The organism is Polynucleobacter sp. 80A-SIGWE (assembly GCF_018882295.1).
Classification (GTDB): domain Bacteria; phylum Pseudomonadota; class Gammaproteobacteria; order Burkholderiales; family Burkholderiaceae; genus Polynucleobacter.
Map to the genome: position 1 here is coordinate 151984 of NZ_JACVOR010000002.1, position 16826 is coordinate 168809.

The following is a 16826-nucleotide window of genomic DNA, read 5'->3' on the forward strand; positions in this document are numbered from 1 at the left end:
ATAAAGAAGCTTTTTAATTTTGAAGACTTTAGTCAAATCTCTCTTTTTAGTTGTTGCTCTCTTTATTGGCTGCGCCAGTGCAAGTGAAGGCTATCTATTAGGTCAGGCCTACTTTGAAGATAAGACTAATTCGCTTACCTTCGAAGAGGTAAAGAAGGAAAAATTTACTTCTTACGCAGGATGGTTGGCAAAAGGCTATCAGCCATCTACCTATTGGATTAGGTTGGATATTCGTCCTTCAGATAAAGATTTAGTTCTCAGAATACGACCAGTCTTTATAGAGGACATTCAACTTTTTGATTCATCTGCCCTGGAAGTTAACAGAGTTACAGGAGCTAAGCACGAGGTATCAGATTCTGAGATACAGACGCTCAATCACAACTTTAATTTGGGGTCGAATGAGCATGAACGTCAAATCTATTTAAAGGTTAAATCAGTCCGAACCTATTTACTGGGTTTTGAGGTGATGCCGGCCTCAGAATTTTTCAGTGCCGAGTACACCAGTAGCCTGATTTATGCGGCCTATATTATTTTTATATTTTTGCTGGCCTTGTGGCTTTTTGGGGTTTGGCTTGGCAACCGTGAGCTTGTGCTGGGGATGTTTGTTATCCAGCAATTCGTCTCATTTCTCCACGCGTTTTTCTTGTATGGGTATGCAAGGCTCTTATTAGGCCGCTTCATCGATCAATCTGTCATTAATTACATGACCTTTGTATTGGTGGTGACCTACTCGTTTACTGCAGTTGTAGCAACCAAATTTCTCTTTAGTGAGTATTCTTTAAAGCGTTTCTATAAGTACTTGTTTAATGGTGTGATTTGTATTTCAGTGCTGATTATTGCCATGTTGGTGGTAGGTAACACCGGCACCGCCCTAAAGATCAACGCATCGTTCATTATCTTAATGGGGGTATTGTTTTGGGTAACGTCATTTTTTGGTACCAGCGCTTCTGGCACACAAAAAAATATTTATCTCCCTATCAATATCCTGCGACTCTATTACACATTCAATTTAGCAATGTGGGCAATAGTGATTCTGCCCTTACTTGGATTTACCCAGTCTAATGATTTGGCGATTCATTACAACCTAATCTATGGCGTATTAAGCGGCCTATTTTTCTGCCTGATACTTCAGTACCGTGCCAAATCTATTCTAAAAAATGAACTTGTTAAATCTGCCGCCCTCAAAAAAGAGGTCGAAAATGAAAGACTTAGGCGCGAAGAGCAGGGTAAGTTAATGTCAATGCTCACCCATGAAATCAAGACACCCTTGTCGGTTTTAAAGCTCGTGATAGATCAGCAGGTTGTTGGGTCTGATTTTGAGGAATATGCCAATAGAGCAGTGACTAATATTGACTCTATTATTAATAAATGTATTCAGCTAGATAGACTTGACTTGAATGTGATTCAAATCCATAAGACAAAGTTTAATTTTTCAGATTTATTGATAACTACCATTTCTGATACTCGGCTGGAAACTAGATTCTCAATATTGCAGCAGGGGGATATTGATATCGAATCTGATTTTCAAGTTCTGAGCATTGTCGTTTCTAATCTGCTGGGTAATGCCATTAAATATTCCGCTCCAGAGACCGAAATAGTTATTGATACGGAAATTCTGGAAAGTAACTTACCAAGACGCCTTCAATTTAGTGTTCAGAACGTGATCGGTAACATGGGTGTGCCTGATCCAGAGCTTGCGTTTGAGAAGTATTACCGAGGTCCTTCAGCCACTATGGTTAGTGGTTCGGGATTGGGCTTATTTCTGGTGAGAGAGTTGACGCATGTCTTAGGCGGTGAGGTAAAGTTAAGCATCAAAGATAATTTAATTACATTTACCGTATGGATCCCAATTTAAAAATAGCTATTGTCGAAGACAATGCTGACCTAAGAGCCCTACTAATCAGGGGCTTATCCAACGCTGGGTATTTTGTTAAAGGGGCGGAATCAGCCGAGCAACTGGAAGAAATTTTTTCTTTGGATAGCTTTAACGTTTTGATCGCTGACGTGAATTTACCAGGTGAGAGCGGTTTTGATATCGCAGCTCGCTATAAAAGACAGAATGCCTATCTCACCGTTGTGATGCTTACAGCTAGGGCTTCGGAGGAGGACAAGGTGGCAGGTTATGAGTCTGGAGCGGACATATACCTGACAAAACCAGTTTCAAATACTGAACTACTGGCAGTGATTGGGAGTATTTCTAGGCGCGTCATTGCGCAGAGTGTTGCACCGGAAATATTGCTCAATCTCAAGAGCCTAACCCTCACTGGCCCCCTTAAAACCGTTGACCTTGGTAAGCAAGAGGCATCCATGATTAAGGCCTTGTGTGAGTCGCCATCATTTAACTTGCCGTATTTCAGACTATTAGAAATTTGCAACGATGATCTTGATGAAGTTGCTAAAGGTGGTCTAGAAGTTCGAATCACCAGACTACGTAAAAAATTTGTTGAGGCAGGCGTTGAAAAATCTATTCGCGCTTTGCGAGGAAATGGCTATCAGCTTCTTGTTGATGTTCAGATCGTATTGCAATAATTTGTAAAGATTTGAAATCTTTTGAAATATTTATAGATCACTTGTATTGCCAACCCCCCTCTTTTCATTCTCATGAAATTTTTTGTAAGTAATTAAAAATAATTTTTGTTAGATTTCAATCTCCATTACAAATCAATTTGGAGAACTAATGAAGATGAAATTATTTAAAGCAATCAGCGTTATGCTGATAGCTACTTTTTCTATTGCGCCGGCAATCAGCTACGCGTGCACTAGTTTTATTTTAAAAAATAAAGATGGTAGCTTTGTATATGCAAGAACCATTGAGTACGGGTATGTAATACCGATGAAAGTCGCTCTAACACCAAGAAACCATCAATTCAAAGGAACTGGCCCAGATGGCGTAGCTGGTTCTGGCTTAGCTTGGAATGGCAAGTATGCTTTTATGGGTCTACGTGCATTCGATACGGATATTATCGGCGATGGTATGAATGAGAAGGGCTTAACAGGCGGTATGCAGAATTTGCCTGTTGCAGCTTACTATCAAAATCCAACTGGTAATGATGCAAAAAATAGTATTGCCTCATATCAAGTGATTGCTTATGTTTTGAGTAATTTTGCAAATACGGACGAGATTAAGGCGGGCTTATCGAAGATATTTGTGAACAATTCAAAGTTGGCACAGTGGGGTGGTGATACGGTCAAGCAGCACTACACATTCCATGATTTGAACGGCAAGAGTATTGTGGTTGAGTACGTTAAAGGCCAAATGAATATTTACGATAATCCAATTGGAGCTCTAGCCAATGAGCCGCCATTCGATTGGCAGATGATGAATGTCGAAAATTATTTGAATCTATCGCCTGTCGAGATTGGCACCAAAACAATTGATGGCGTTCCGTTTAAACCAAGAAGTGCTGGAAGTGGTTTGCATGGATTGCCTGGCGACTTCATGAGTCAGAGCCGCTTCTTACGAGCTGTTCAGTTTTCACAGGCAGCAGATAAGTATTCCCCAGATGTTCCTAAGGTGAAGATGGCCTGGCACCTGATCAATATGTTTGATATTCCGCCTGGATCAGTGTTGGGAAGCGCTAAGCCTGACGCAAAAGGAAACTATGGCTCGGATTACACTCAATACACCACTGTTGCAGACGCAAAAAATCTGACTTATTACACAAGATACTTTGGTGGCAGTGACATCTACGCATTTAATATGAATGACTATGACTTAAATGCCAAAGAAGTAAGGCAGTGGAATAACGAAAGCACTTCTTCCTATAAAAAGATGAAGTAATTTGTCTTAATTCTTATATTTAAGTTTTAACAAGAAAAGCCACCCTTTTGGGTGGTTTTTCTATTTGGGGTCTATAAAGCGTATTTTCGTGCTTTAACCCCGAATTGGCCTGAAATCACCCCAATTCGGCTGGCTTTAATGGGTGTGAAATGTTTTGTAAGAAATCTCTAGCTGCTTTTGTTAAATTTCGCCCTTGATTACAACTCTATATGGAGACTCCATGAAAACTAATTTAGCCAAAATTGTCAGCATCGTGCTGATAGCTGCATTTGGTATTGCACCTGCAATTAGCAATGCATGCACCAGTTTTATTTTAAAAAACAAGGACGGCAGCCTTGTATATGCCAGAACAATTGAATTCGCTATGGAATTGCCGATGAAAATTGCTTTGTATCCAAGAAATCACCAATTCAAGGCAACTGGCCCTGATGGTGTGGCTGGTTCTGGTTTAGCTTGGAATGGTAAATATGCTCTTATTGGTCTTAATGCCTATGATATGGATCTTATCGGCGATGGCATGAACGAAAAAGGCTTGATGGGCGGTATGCAGTATTTGCCCGTTTCCTCTGATTATCAAAATCCAACCGGTGCTGATGCCAAAAATAGTATCGCTTCGTACCAAGTAGTCAATTACATTTTGAGTAACTTCGCTACCGTTGAAGAAATCAAAGCGGGAATGAAGAAGATTTTTGTCAACAATTCAAAGTTTGATAAGTGGAATAATGAAGTTGTGAAAATGCATTTTGGCTTCCACGATGCAAATGGCAAGAGCGTTGTTATTGAATATGTGAAGGGTCAACTTAATCTTTACGATAACCCAATTGGCGCAATGGCAAATGATCCACCATTTGACTGGATGATGACAAATCTCACAAATTATTTGAATTTATCTCCCGTAGATGTAGGCACCAAGACAATTGGCGGAGTTAAATTCACCCCTAAAAGTGCTGGCAGCGGTATGCACGGTCTTCCAGGCGACTTTATGAGTCAGAGCCGCTTCTTAAGAGCTGTTGAGTATTCGCAGGCGGCAGACAAGTACGCTGCTGATCTACCAAGAGTAGAGCTTGCTTGGCATATTGCTAATATGTTTGACATTCCGCCTGGCACGAGCCTCTCCAATGGTGGTAAGGCCGATGCAAAAGGCAAGTATTTTTATGATCACACACAACAAACTGTTGTTGGCGATCAAAAAAATCTGACCTACTATGCAAGATTCTTTGGTGGAAGTGATATCTTCAAATTCAATATGAAGGATTACGATTGGAATGCCAAGGAACGTAAGCAGTGGTCTATTCCTAAATCTTCTAGCTATAAAACAGTTTCTAATTAATTTCTGTTTTAGCGTTAGAGCGCCATTAAATAAAAGCCACCCTTCGGGGTGGTTTTTTCTTTTGGCCGTTCAACGCATTTGAAATATTCAAATATGATTGTGGGCCCATACGGGTTTAGTGTTTAATATGACTTTCAAAGCCAAATTTCCCTTAGATCATGAAAAAAACTTCCATCCTTTCAGTATTGGCGCTCGGTGCAGCCTTGAGTATTCTTTCTCCGGTTGTGTACGCAGATCCACCAATGCCACCTTTTTATGCCTCCGTCATGAAAATGGCTCCCGAAGGTAAGTTAGGGCAAGTGATCAAGAAAGAAAAAATAGAGACTTCTATTAAAGGTGCGCAGGCTTGGAAGATTGCCTATATCTCATCCGATGTGGCGGGACGCAAAACGATTGCTACAGGAACCATCATTGCTCCAGTTGGTTCGGCTCCAAAAGAAGGTAGGCCTATTCTTGCTTGGGCTCATGGCACAACGGGATCAGCGCAAAATTGTGGGCCATCGCAAATCATTGATCCAACGGCTGCTTTAAATGAATATTTCTTGATGGGCGGCAACTCTTGGACTGATTACGGCATTCCAAATGGTCAAGAGTTTATTAATCAGGGTTATGTTGTTGTAGCTACAGACTACCAAGGTCTTGGTGGAGGCGGCAAGCATCAATATGCTGTGGCACAAACAAACGGTAGAGATGTTATTAACTCTGCAAGAGCGGCTAGCTCTATGCAAGAAGTGGGTGCCGGCAAGAAGACTCTAGTTTACGGTTGGTCGCAGGGTGGTGGTGCCACTATTGCTGCAGCAAGCCTGCCTGAGTATCAAGCTCTTCAGGGCACTGCTGCGGATAACTTGCAGTACCTTGGATTTGTTGCCCTAGCGCCAGATGACGTGGCAGCCATGTTATCCAATATACCGACCGATGAAGCTGCCGCAAAAAAGCTCATGAATGGATTTACTCAGGCTAACGTCCCCAATGTATTCTTATTTGCTCACTATATGATCGGTCTTTGGGGTACTCAAGCGGCATTCCCTGGTTTACAGCTGACTGATGTGCTAACAGAGGATGGGGCTAAGGTTGTCGATAAGCTGGCGAAAAATAAATGTATCCATGCGCTAGCAGATACCTTCAACTATGCCTATGGAGATAGCTATAAATCTCTTTTAAAGCCAGAACCCAGTAATTCTTTAGCATGGGTAAAGGCATTTGTTAATGGTAGCGTGAAGCCTGTTAAGCCGGTAGCGCCAGTTGTAATTTACTGGGGCACTAAAGACACTGCAGTTCCTCCAGTCATGCATGAGCTTTATCAAAAGCAAATGTGCGCTATGGGTGCGAACGTAGGAAGAAACCAGTTGCCTGGTGAGCAAACTCACTTCACAACCCCTGGAGTTTCAGCGCCGATGTATCTTGAGTGGGTGAAGGATCGAGTGGCTGGTAAGCCATTGGCTAATGGATGCCCTCAAAACTAGAAAGCCCTGCGGGGGGATTGTTATGAATGACGGACCCTAAAAATACCCCTTTATGGGTCGTTATTTTGGGTTTTGTAGGCTTTTGTAAGGTTTGAGTACGCCTTTGGGCTATATTAACTAAGCATCTAAGCAACCATTTTTAAAGATTCTGGAGAAAATACATGAGCTTCATGAAACAAGGTTTTATCGCGTTTTCCATTGCAGCACTGGCCCTTTTGAGTGCCTGTGTAAGCCAAAATAAATACAATCAGCTAGACCAGGCGTACACCCAGCTTCAACAAGCCTATCAAGGTGATGAGGTCGAGATTCGTCAATTACAGGGCGAGTTGCGCATTACTATTCGCGACAAGATTTTGTTCCCAGAGGGTGGCTACCGTTTAAATGCAAAAGCAGATCAAGTGCTAGCAAAAATGGCGCCAACACTTTCTGGCTTCCAAAATACCAAGGTAGTTGTACGTGGTTACACAGACAATCTTTCAATTGGGCCTGAGTTGCGCAATCAAGGTATTACAACTAATCTCGATTTATCCTCTAAGCGTGCAGATAACGTAGTTGATTACCTGATTCGTAAAGGCGTAAGTCAAAGTTTGATTTCTGCGCAAGGTATGGGCGAATCTAATCCTGTAGCTTCTAACGCAACCCCAGATGGTCGCGCACAAAATCGTCGTATTGAAGTTACCTTGGTTGGACCAGGTAATTAATTCACAGCACAAGTAAAGGATAAAGAATGAAATATTTAATGAAAATTTGTGCGCTAGCAATTGTTGCGCTGTCATTGGCTGCATGCTCAGGTACGCCTGATGTAAAAACATCTTCAGCGGATTTTGTAAAAGTTACTAATGGAATTTTGACAAGCAGTTATGGCAAAACCGTTTATACCTTTGATAAAGATCAGGCTGGCTCAGGTAAATCTGAGTGCACATTAACCTGTGCAGATAATTGGCCTCCAGTCTACGTAGAGCCAGGCATCATGCTTTCCGGAGATTTTTCTTCTATCACCCGTAACAATGGTCAGAAGCAATTGACCTACAAGGGCAAGCCACTTTATTTCTACATAAAGGATAAGAATCCTGGAGATAAGACTGGTGATAACGTCAACAATGCATGGCATGTTGTAACGCCATAATTTATTGCTGATGCAATGAATCGGAAGCCACCTACGGGTGGTTTCTTTGCATTTTTAAATGTCGATTAATCGCAATTAGATTGAAATAATTTCTTGAAGTCACTAAATACCACTCGTCACGAGGCAAGATCTGCGCTTCTAATGCTAGTAAGCGCTTTTTTGCTTTTGGGTGTGGTGGGGTGTGCCAGCAGGCCAATCAATCCAGCCATAGATAAAATTGAGCTGCAAAAAGGCTACCGTTTTTTAAATCCAGATAGATTTGAGAATGGAATAATGCCCGAGACTTTGGTGGTCTTGGCTTTTTCTGGAGGTGGTACTAGGGCCGCTGCATTCTCCTATGGCGTACTCGAGGCTCTTCGCGAAATTGAGCTAGTTAAATCAGATGGTAAAAAAATTCGCGCTCTTGATCAGGTCAATTTCATTACTGGTGTATCAGGTGGTAGCTTTACCGCACTTGCTTATGGCTTGCATGGTGAAAAGCTATTTGATTTTTATGATGCCGATTTTTTAAAGCGTGATGTGCAGGGTGAGTTAATAAGTAGAGCAGTCAATCCTGTAAATTGGACCAACTTAGCCTCAACAGGGTGGGGGCGTTCTGAATTAGCCGCCGAACTCTATGATGAGATTTTATTTCATGGTGCTACCTATGGCGATCTACCAAAGCGCAATGCCCCCTTTGTTTTAGCCTCAGGCACTGATATTTCTTCGGGTGCTGGCTTTGCTTTTGATCAAGATTTTTTCGATTACCTGTGCTCAGATGTGTATGGCGTACCTTTAGCCCGTGCGGCTGCATCCTCTTCTGCAGTTCCTTTTGTCTTATCGCCGGTAAGCTATAACAATTATGCTGGCCAGTGCAAATTTACTGAGCCTGATTACCTGCGTTATTTTGAAAACTCAGCTAATGCTCCAAGGCCAGCTGCACGTTTAATTAAATCGATGCAAGAATTAAAGGCATATCACGATCAAAAAGATAATCCGTACATACATGTAGTCGATGGTGGTCTTGCCGATAATCTCGCTATGCGTGAGCTGCTTGATTTTTTAGAAGGGCTTGAGGCCATGCAACTCGCGGGCTTATCAACACCATTTGATGGTGTAAAGCGAATTATTGTCGTGGTAGTCAACTCCCTTTCTTCCCCTGAAACTTCATGGAATAAATCGGTTAACGGCCCGGGCAGTATTGATTTGCTAATTAAGGCCACTGGTGTTCCGATTGATCACTATTCTTATGAAGAGGTTGAGACCTTGAAGGATACTCAGGCCCGCTGGAATAGCATGCGCAAATTACGTAAATCTAAATTGTTTGCCAGTAACAAAGATCCTGCATTAGCCAAGATTGTAAATACGCCTGATATTGGTTTATATGCTGTGAATGTTGCATTTAATATGCTCGATGACAAAGCAGAATATGAATACCTTAATGGCTTGCCTACTTCGTTTTCATTGCCTCCTGAGGCAGTAGATCGCTTAAGAGCTGCTGCTAAAAAAATTATCCTCAGCTCTCCAGAAGTTCAAAAGATCATGAAGGATGCAAATATGAAAATCGTCAAACAGTAACTAGTTCCCAGTAATGAAATATTTTTTATCGCTTCTCATCTGCTTATTTGTCTCGGTAGCCCATGCCGAAGATTTATTAGTGCCCGTTTCAAAATTTGACAATGATTCGCAGCAGCTCACAGATAGTAAGGTGCTGGAATTTTGGGCGTATCACAATTACAACGGTGATGATAATTATCAAAATACGCTTAGGCTGCGCTATTACAACCCCTTAGCGCTTGGTGAATGGCGTGGGCGTATTCGTTTGGATACTGCTTATGTATCTAATTTCAATTCAATATCATCCGCCAATAATTCAGGGCAGTACAGCGCTGGTCAAACCATGGTCACTGTCTGGGGGCAAGACAATGGTTTATTAAAGTCTCTAGGTGCGTTAGTTGGTGGGCGCGTGATCTTTCCTTTTGGGAATAATGGGCAGTGGGCAGTAGGGCCTCAGTTGGGGTGGTCATTCCAGCCGGAGATCGATACCCTCTTGCATGTAACCGATTTCTCACCGTTAATTCGCTATATGTATGGCTTTGACACGAAAAACAATAGTGTGAGCGCCAATCCTAGTCAGCCAGCCTTGTTAAGGAGTTTGCAGTTATTTCCTACAATTGGCTTCCAGTTGACTCCTGATACGATGCTGCGCTTTTGGGATGAGAACGGGATGGTCTATAACTCCGCTGGAGGAGGGTGGTTTGTGCCAATTGATGCCATGGTGACCCATCGCTTTGCTAAAAACTGGGTTTTTGCGGTCGGCGGCAGCAAACAGGTAGTGCAAACCTATAAACAATATGACTGGTCTGCTTATGCAAAGATCTCCTTCAATTTTTAGCGCATTAGCCCACTTTAATTGGCTCTGCAGTCTATAATAGCTCTCAAAATTAGTACCAATATCCCTTTAATAACACCCAATACAGTGCACTCTCATGACTAAAAAAATCCTTGCTTCCCTCCTGGTAACTTGCGCATCATTCGCTTTGACTAGCGTTGCCCAAGCTCAAGAAGCTTTTTCACCAATTCCTCAAGTGACAGATGGATGGCGCGTTTCCGTTTCTCCATACGCATGGCTCCCAACTGTTGGCACTACTGATAGTGGTGGTGGGCCTGGATCTAAAAGTGTAGATCTCTCCCTGAACAACATTATCAGCAACCTTAAGTCAGGCGTGATGATTGCGGGTGAGGTGCATTACGGTAAGTGGGGCGTGTCTCTGGATTTTGCTAATGCAGTTGTATCAAAATCAAGCGGCTTCAAATATCATGGCGACCCAGCATACCAATTTGGAGATAAGGGCACTTTACAAGCCTCATTATTTAATTTGATGGGTTCTTACACTGCATTTAACAATCAAGATGTCTATGTGGACGCTTTGGCTGGTGTGCGTTGGATTAGTTTGACGACTACTTTGGATTTGAATTTAGTCGGAACGACTGACAAAATTAGCAGCTCATCTGTAGCTTCAGCTACCTATGGTGTTCTTGGTGTGAACAGCCGTTATCGCATCATGGGCTCTAATTGGTATGTTCCTTTGTATGCCGACGCTGGTACTGCTGGTGGCCCAAATCACTTTACTTGGCAGGCATCAACCGGTGTGGGCGTAGCACTTAGCAAAATGGTAGACGTTTCTTTAACGTACCGTGCTATTGGCTTTGACGTCAAGTCTGGTAGCAACAATCAAGACTTAATTAAAGGCCTCTTTCATGGTCCGCAGTTGATGGCTACATTTAACTTCTAATTTTCATACCCGATTCTCATGAACAATATTCTTAAAATTGCAGTCATCGCATCTACAGCGTTGACTTTTGCATCTTCTGCATTAGCTCAAGAAGCAGCTGCTCGCACTGGAACCATTGCTGCTGAAAAATCTGGAGCGTTAGCGCCAGCTAAACCAGCGGTTGATAGTGTCGATATTGCCAAGAAGTTGGCTAACCCGATTGCCAACATGATCTCCGTACCTTTGCAGTACGAGTTCAGCCGTGGCCTTGGTCTTAATCAAGGTGGTTCAGAGCAAACCTTGCTGTTTCAGCCAGTGATGCCATTTAATTTGGGCGGTGGTGATACCTTTATCGTTCGTCCGATTGTTGCCGGTGTGAGAGAGACAAGTATCCAATCTGCTCCAGGACATTCTTTTTCTGGTTACGGTATTGCCAGCGTGACGCTTGAATCCTTTTACGCGCCAAACACTAACTCTTCATGGATTTGGGGTATTGGTCCGTATGCGCAATCACCATCAGGTAATAGCGGTAAGTTTGGCTCCCAGCAAACAGGTGCCGGTGTCACCGGTGTTGTTCTCAATCGTGACGGCCCTTGGACATACGGTTTGCTAGGCTACCAATCATGGAATGTCGGTGGCAATCCAGCCTTTGGTACCCAAAACAATCTCTATGGTCAGCCTTTTGTTGCATACACAACTAAAACGGCATGGACCTATACCGCCAATATGGAAGCGCAATATAACTATGATTCCCATCGTACGACCAATCCGCTTTATGCCGGTGTTTCTAAATTGTTTGTAATTGACGGTGTGCCTTTCTCCTTTGGAGCGGGCCCAATCTATTACGTGAGCAATACGCCAGGCGGCCCTTCGGGCTGGGGTGCACGAGCAACGGCAACTGTTGTTATTTTGAAGTAATTGCAGTTCTGGAAAGCTAAAACCACTCTTCGGAGTGGTTTTTTATTGCCATTACTGATTATGATTACTTAAGCCCTGAATAGACCTTTCCTTGCATGCTGAAGACCCTCTTCTCAATCCTCATTTTGCTTCTGACTCTCTCCGTAAGGATTGCTAGTGCTAGTGCTAGTGATGGTTATCTACAGAGTCAGGCCTATTTTGAAGATACGACTAATGCGCTTACTCTTGAGCAGGTAAGGCAAGAAAAGTTCACTGCGTATGAAGGTTGGTTATCGCAAGGCTATCGACCATCAACCTACTGGATCAAATTAGATGTACGCCCTTCAGATAGGGATTTAGTTTTAAGGGTACGACCAGCTTATGTAGAAAGCATTCAATTGTTTGATGCTTTGGAACCCAACGGTATAAGACTAACGGGCGCTAAATACAGTACAAGTGATGCAGAGGTACGATCCGTTAACCATGGTTTCTATTTGGGCGCAAATACTCATGAGCGAGTTATTTATTTAAAGATTAAATCAGTCCGAACTTACTTGCTGAATTTTGAGGTGATGCCTCTCTCGGATTTTTTAGATGCAGAGCATACAAGCAGTCTCATTTTGGTGGCCTACATCGTTTTTGTATTTTCACTTGGCTTATGGCTTTTAGGTGCCTGGCTAAGTAATCGAGAGATTGTTTTGGGAATGTTTGTTATTCAGCAATTCATTTCATTTTGTCATGTGTTCTTTTTGTACGGGTATGCACGAATTCTCTTTGATCCTCACATTGATCAATCAGTCATTAATTACTTTACTTATGTCTCAGTTGTGATCTACCCAGTAATTGGGGTCTTGGCGAACAAGTTTCTTTTTAGGGAGTACGCTTTAAAACGTTTTTATGCGTATTTATTTAATGGTGCGATTTGCATCTCTATTTGTATTATTGCCATATTGATATTTGTGAATCCAGGGCTTGCCTTAAAGATAAATGCATTACTTGTCATATTGGTAGCGATTCTATTTTGGGTAACATCACTTTTTGGTACCGGCATAGATGGTGTGAAAAATACCAATCTGCCGATCAATATACTGCGCGTGTATTTCACATTAAATCTATTCATGTGGGCAATGGTTGTGTTCCCAGCCCTGGGAGTTGCTCCATCCAATGAGTTAGCGGCGCACTCTAATATTATTTACAGTGCGTTAAGCGGCTTAATTTTTTGCTGGATATTACAATATCGCGCTAAATTCATATTGAAAAATGAAGCCCTTAAGTCTGCCGCGCTTAAGGAAGAGGTTGAGAATGAGCGTATTCGGCGAGAGGAGCAGGGTAAGTTGATGTCAATGCTTACCCATGAGATAAGAACACCCCTCTCAGTTTTAAAGCTAGTGGTAGATCGCAAGGTTACTGGATCTGAGTTAGAAGAATATGCCAATAGGGCGGTCAATAATATTGACTCTATTATTGATAAATGTATACAGCTCGATCGTCTTGAGTTGAATGTTCTGCAGGTCAATAAATCTAATTTTAATTTTTTAGTTTTATTAAATTCAATTATTTCAGACGGAAGGCTGGATAAAAGATTTTTAATTCATGGTCATGCAGACGTCAATGTTGAGTCTGATCCAGATATCGTGAGTATTGTTGTTTCAAATCTTCTCGGTAATGCCATTAAATACTCGGCACCAGGAACTGACATCGATATTCGTGTAGATATCCTCGATGAGCATGAATCAAGGCGCCTGCAATTTAGCGTTCAAAATAGGATCGGTAGCATGGGTGCGCCAGATCCAGTGCTAGCTTTCGAGAAATATTACAGAAGCCCAGCCGCAAGCAAAATTAGCGGCTCTGGTTTAGGCTTATTTCTGGTACGAGAGTTGGTTCACGCCTTGCAGGGTGAGGTAAAGTTGTCCGTTAACGATAATCAAATTACATTTACGGTATGGATACCAATCTAAAAATTGCCATTGTTGAAGACAATGACGACTTAAGGTCGCTATTGGTTCAAGACCTTTCTATTGCAGGGTATTTTGTTCAGGGTGCCGATTCTGGTGAGCAGTTGGATGAAATTTTTGCAGTCAATAACTTTGATGTTTTGATCGCTGACGTCAATTTACCTGGAGAAAGCGGTTTTGATATAGCTGCCCGCTATAAAAGACTGAATACCTATCTTACGGTTGTCATGCTCACTGCTCGCACATCAGCAGAAGACAAGATAAAGGGCTATGAGTCTGGTGCTGATTTATATCTTACTAAGCCAGTTTCAAATCCTGAATTATTGGCTGTCATTGGAAGTATCTCTAGGCGTGTAATTTCCCAAAAGGTCACCCCAGAAATCACGCTCAATCTCAAAAGCTTGACCTTATCCGGCCTAAAAGCAGTTGAACTTAATAGGCAAGAGGCATTAATTGTTAAGGCTTTAAGCGAGTCCCCATCATCGAATTTGCCTTATTACAGGCTGCTGGAGATTTGTAATGAGCCAGTAGATGAGACTAGCAAGGCTGGTCTGGAGGTTCGGATTACGCGTTTGCGTAAGAAATTTGTTGAGGTAGGGGTTGAAAAGTCATTTCGGGCCTTGCGGGGCAATGGGTATCAGCTTTTAGTGAGCGTGCATATCATCTTGTAAGGAATTGCAAGGAATAGAAAGTATTCGCAAGTCTCAGAACACGAATTTGGTTAAATTGAGGGCCAGTTATTTTGAATGGCTTTACCCCTACAACCCACACCAAATATAAGCTCGCATCATGTTTCTTTCAACGACAGCCTACCTATATGCCACGATGAAAGAGGCTGCATTTGGTATTTTTTTGGTTGGGCTAGTCTTAGGTGTAAATGGGTTTGTTAATGTGGGCATGATTCATTTTTTCAGATCCTCTGTTGGGACTGCGCCCAAGCCATCCAAACTCAGAGCAACTTTTTTCTTCATCATTTGCACCCAAGTTCTTGCTCTTGCACAGCTTGGCGCTATTTCAATTTGGGCAATTGCTTTGCTGTCTACAGGACTTTCTCCCGATTGGATTTCTGCGGTCCGCTTAAGTGCTAGCAGTTATACGACCTTAGGTGATTTTCCGGGTGTGCTTCCAGATGGTTGGCATTTAATCCCAGCCTTTATTGCATTCTCAGGACTGTTTTCATTTTCCTGGGCAGCATCATCCACCATCTCAATGGTTAATTCCTTGAATCATTATTTAGATACCAGTAAGGATTCAATCGATGAATCAGTTTCTTAATTCGTATTTCACTTATCCCACTCTTATGACTAAAAAAATCCTTGCCTCCCTCCTGATAACTTGCGCGTCATTTGCTTTGACTAGCGCTGCCCAAGCTCAAGAAGCTTTTTCACCAATTCCTCAAGTGGCAGATGGATGGCGTTTTTCAGTCTCCCCATACGGCTGGATTCCACAGGTAAACACTACGGTTAGTGCTGGTGGCACTGGATCTAAAAATGCCGACATCTCGATGAATAATCTACTTAGCAATCTCAAGTCAGGTGCGATGATTGCGGGTGAAGCGCATTACGGTAAATGGGGTGTGTTGGCTGACTTTGCTACTGCTACCTTACAAAAATCAGGTAGCTTTAATTTCAAAGGTGATCCGGCATTTAGAGCTGGCGATAAATCAACTCTACAAGCGTCATTATTTAACTTGATGGGTACTTACACCGTATTCAATAACCAAGATGCCTATGTAGATGCTTTGCTTGGTGTGCGTTGGATTAGTTTGACCACTTCATTTGATGTGGCGCTACAGTCCGATCCTTCCATGCGAGAAAATGTCTCATCAGCTACGCCTGCGACTTATGGTGTTGTCGGCTTTAATAGCCGCTATCGCATCCTAGGCTCTAATTGGTATGTTCCTCTTTATGCTGATATTGGCACTGCTGGCGGCCCTAATCATCAAACTTGGCAGGCATCAACTGGCGTAGGTGTTGCACTGAGCAAAATGGTGGACCTGTCGTTAACCTATCGCGCTATTGGCTTTGAAATCAAGAGCGGCAACAACGACTCAACATTGCTCAAGGGCATCTTCCATGGCCCGCAGGTGATGGCTACATTTAACTTCTAATTTCCATACCTGATTCTCATGAACAATATTCTTAAAATTGCAGTCATCGCATCTACAGCGTTGACTTTTGCATCTTCTGCATTAGCTCAAGAAGCAGCTGCTCGCACTGGAACCATTGCTGCTGAAAAATCTGGAGCGTTAGCGCCAGCTAAACCAGCGGTTGATAGTGTCGATATTGCCAAGAAGTTGGCTAACCCGATTGCCAACATGATCTCCGTACCTTTGCAGTACGAGTTCAGCCGTGGCCTTGGTCTTAATCAAGGTGGTTCAGAGCAAACCTTGCTGTTTCAGCCAGTGATGCCATTTAATTTGGGCGGTGGTGATACCTTTATCGTTCGTCCGATTGTTGCCGGTGTGAGAGAGACAAGTATCCAATCTGCTCCAGGACATTCTTTTTCTGGTTACGGTATTGCCAGCGTGACGCTTGAATCCTTTTACGCGCCAAACACTAACTCTTCATGGATTTGGGGTATTGGTCCGTATGCGCAATCACCATCAGGTAATAGCGGTAAGTTTGGCTCCCAGCAAACAGGTGCCGGTGTCACCGGTGTTGTTCTCAATCGTGACGGCCCTTGGACATACGGTTTGCTAGGCTACCAATCATGGAATGTCGGTGGCAATCCAGCCTTTGGTACCCAAAACAATCTCTATGGTCAGCCTTTTGTTGCATACACAACTAAAACGGCATGGACCTATACCGCCAATATGGAAGCGCAATATAACTATGATTCCCATCGTACGACCAATCCGCTTTATGCCGGTGTTTCTAAATTGTTTGTAATTGACGGTGTGCCTTTCTCTTTTGGAGCAGGCCCAATCTATTACGTTAGCAATACGCCAGGCGGCCCTTCGGGCTGGGGTGCACGAGCAACGGCAACTGTTGTTATTTTGAAGTAATAAATTTACATGT

The 16826-nt window shown here is 42.7% G+C and carries 16 protein-coding genes; all 16 read left to right on the forward strand.

Annotation, left to right across the window (positions count from 1 at the left end; translation table 11 throughout):
* Positions 1-19 precede the first annotated feature (19 nt).
* The 16 genes from ICN25_RS05505 (at position 20) to ICN25_RS05580 (ending at position 16813) form a co-directional block, all read left to right on the forward strand.
* A complete protein-coding gene (locus ICN25_RS05505; protein ID WP_216179838.1) occupies positions 20-1855 on the forward strand; it encodes a 7TM-DISM domain-containing protein in 1836 nt (611 codons plus the stop codon).
* Positions 1840-2529, forward strand: a complete 690-nt coding sequence (locus tag ICN25_RS05510) for a response regulator transcription factor (protein WP_216179840.1) — start codon at positions 1840-1842, stop codon at positions 2527-2529. The genes ICN25_RS05505 and ICN25_RS05510 overlap by 16 nt, the downstream gene beginning before the upstream one ends.
* Positions 2530-2677: 148 nt before the next feature.
* Complete coding sequence (locus tag ICN25_RS05515) at positions 2678-3781, forward strand: linear amide C-N hydrolase (protein WP_216179842.1); 1104 nt, start codon at positions 2678-2680, stop codon at positions 3779-3781.
* Positions 3782-4001: 220 nt separating this feature from the next.
* The gene (locus ICN25_RS05520) at positions 4002-5111 is read left to right on the forward strand and encodes a linear amide C-N hydrolase (protein ID WP_216179844.1); all 1110 of its coding nucleotides are present in this window, start codon (positions 4002-4004) and stop codon (positions 5109-5111) included.
* 158 nt (positions 5112-5269) lie between these two features.
* Positions 5270-6574: a lipase family protein gene (locus ICN25_RS05525; RefSeq protein ID WP_216179847.1), complete on the forward strand. Its 1305-nt coding sequence runs from the start codon at positions 5270-5272 to the stop codon at positions 6572-6574.
* Between the two features lie 161 nt (positions 6575-6735).
* Positions 6736-7275 (forward strand): OmpA family protein, encoded by a 540-nt coding sequence (locus tag ICN25_RS05530; protein WP_216179849.1) that lies wholly within the window; start codon positions 6736-6738, stop codon positions 7273-7275.
* 26 nt (positions 7276-7301) lie between these two features.
* A complete protein-coding gene (locus ICN25_RS05535) occupies positions 7302-7700 on the forward strand; it encodes a hypothetical protein (protein WP_216179852.1) in 399 nt (132 codons plus the stop codon).
* 273 nt (positions 7701-7973) lie between these two features.
* Complete coding sequence (locus ICN25_RS05540) at positions 7974-9257, forward strand: patatin-like phospholipase family protein (protein WP_255536701.1); 1284 nt, start codon at positions 7974-7976, stop codon at positions 9255-9257.
* A gap of 13 nt (positions 9258-9270) precedes the next feature.
* The gene (locus ICN25_RS05545; RefSeq protein ID WP_255536702.1) at positions 9271-10074 is read left to right on the forward strand and encodes a hypothetical protein; all 804 of its coding nucleotides are present in this window, start codon (positions 9271-9273) and stop codon (positions 10072-10074) included.
* A gap of 94 nt (positions 10075-10168) precedes the next feature.
* Positions 10169-10975 (forward strand): hypothetical protein, encoded by an 807-nt coding sequence (locus tag ICN25_RS05550; protein WP_216179854.1) that lies wholly within the window; start codon positions 10169-10171, stop codon positions 10973-10975.
* 18 nt (positions 10976-10993) lie between these two features.
* Positions 10994-11872, forward strand: a complete 879-nt coding sequence (locus ICN25_RS05555) for a hypothetical protein (protein ID WP_216179857.1) — start codon at positions 10994-10996, stop codon at positions 11870-11872.
* 95 nt (positions 11873-11967) lie between these two features.
* Positions 11968-13809, forward strand: a complete 1842-nt coding sequence (locus ICN25_RS05560; protein ID WP_216179860.1) for an ATP-binding protein — start codon at positions 11968-11970, stop codon at positions 13807-13809.
* Positions 13794-14477, forward strand: a complete 684-nt coding sequence (locus ICN25_RS05565) for a response regulator transcription factor (RefSeq protein WP_216179863.1) — start codon at positions 13794-13796, stop codon at positions 14475-14477. The genes ICN25_RS05560 and ICN25_RS05565 overlap by 16 nt, the downstream gene beginning before the upstream one ends.
* A gap of 118 nt (positions 14478-14595) precedes the next feature.
* Entirely contained in the window at positions 14596-15081 is a 486-nt protein-coding gene (locus tag ICN25_RS05570) for a hypothetical protein (protein ID WP_216179867.1), read from the forward strand.
* A 25-nt stretch (positions 15082-15106) separates the two neighbouring features.
* Positions 15107-15916, forward strand: coding sequence for a hypothetical protein (locus ICN25_RS05575; protein ID WP_216179870.1), 810 nt, complete (start codon positions 15107-15109; stop codon positions 15914-15916).
* A gap of 18 nt (positions 15917-15934) precedes the next feature.
* Entirely contained in the window at positions 15935-16813 is an 879-nt protein-coding gene (locus ICN25_RS05580) for a hypothetical protein (RefSeq protein WP_216179857.1), read from the forward strand.
* Positions 16814-16826: the final 13 nt, after the last annotated feature.

Coding starts and splice junctions, on each gene's coding strand:
- ICN25_RS05555 (WP_216179857.1), top strand. CDS start 10,994: ATGAACAATATTCTTAAAATTGCAGTCATCGCATCTACAGCGTTGACT.
- ICN25_RS05540 (WP_255536701.1), top strand. CDS start 7,974: ATGCCCGAGACTTTGGTGGTCTTGGCTTTTTCTGGAGGTGGTACTAGG.
- ICN25_RS05520 (WP_216179844.1), top strand. CDS start 4,002: ATGAAAACTAATTTAGCCAAAATTGTCAGCATCGTGCTGATAGCTGCA.
- ICN25_RS05515 (WP_216179842.1), top strand. CDS start 2,678: ATGAAGATGAAATTATTTAAAGCAATCAGCGTTATGCTGATAGCTACT.
- ICN25_RS05580 (WP_216179857.1), top strand. CDS start 15,935: ATGAACAATATTCTTAAAATTGCAGTCATCGCATCTACAGCGTTGACT.
- ICN25_RS05575 (WP_216179870.1), top strand. CDS start 15,107: ATGACTAAAAAAATCCTTGCCTCCCTCCTGATAACTTGCGCGTCATTT.
- ICN25_RS05530 (WP_216179849.1), top strand. CDS start 6,736: ATGAGCTTCATGAAACAAGGTTTTATCGCGTTTTCCATTGCAGCACTG.
- ICN25_RS05510 (WP_216179840.1), top strand. CDS start 1,840: ATGGATCCCAATTTAAAAATAGCTATTGTCGAAGACAATGCTGACCTA.
- ICN25_RS05565 (WP_216179863.1), top strand. CDS start 13,794: ATGGATACCAATCTAAAAATTGCCATTGTTGAAGACAATGACGACTTA.
- ICN25_RS05545 (WP_255536702.1), top strand. CDS start 9,271: ATGAAATATTTTTTATCGCTTCTCATCTGCTTATTTGTCTCGGTAGCC.
- ICN25_RS05560 (WP_216179860.1), top strand. CDS start 11,968: ATGCTGAAGACCCTCTTCTCAATCCTCATTTTGCTTCTGACTCTCTCC.
- ICN25_RS05550 (WP_216179854.1), top strand. CDS start 10,169: ATGACTAAAAAAATCCTTGCTTCCCTCCTGGTAACTTGCGCATCATTC.
- ICN25_RS05535 (WP_216179852.1), top strand. CDS start 7,302: ATGAAATATTTAATGAAAATTTGTGCGCTAGCAATTGTTGCGCTGTCA.
- ICN25_RS05525 (WP_216179847.1), top strand. CDS start 5,270: ATGAAAAAAACTTCCATCCTTTCAGTATTGGCGCTCGGTGCAGCCTTG.
- ICN25_RS05570 (WP_216179867.1), top strand. CDS start 14,596: ATGTTTCTTTCAACGACAGCCTACCTATATGCCACGATGAAAGAGGCT.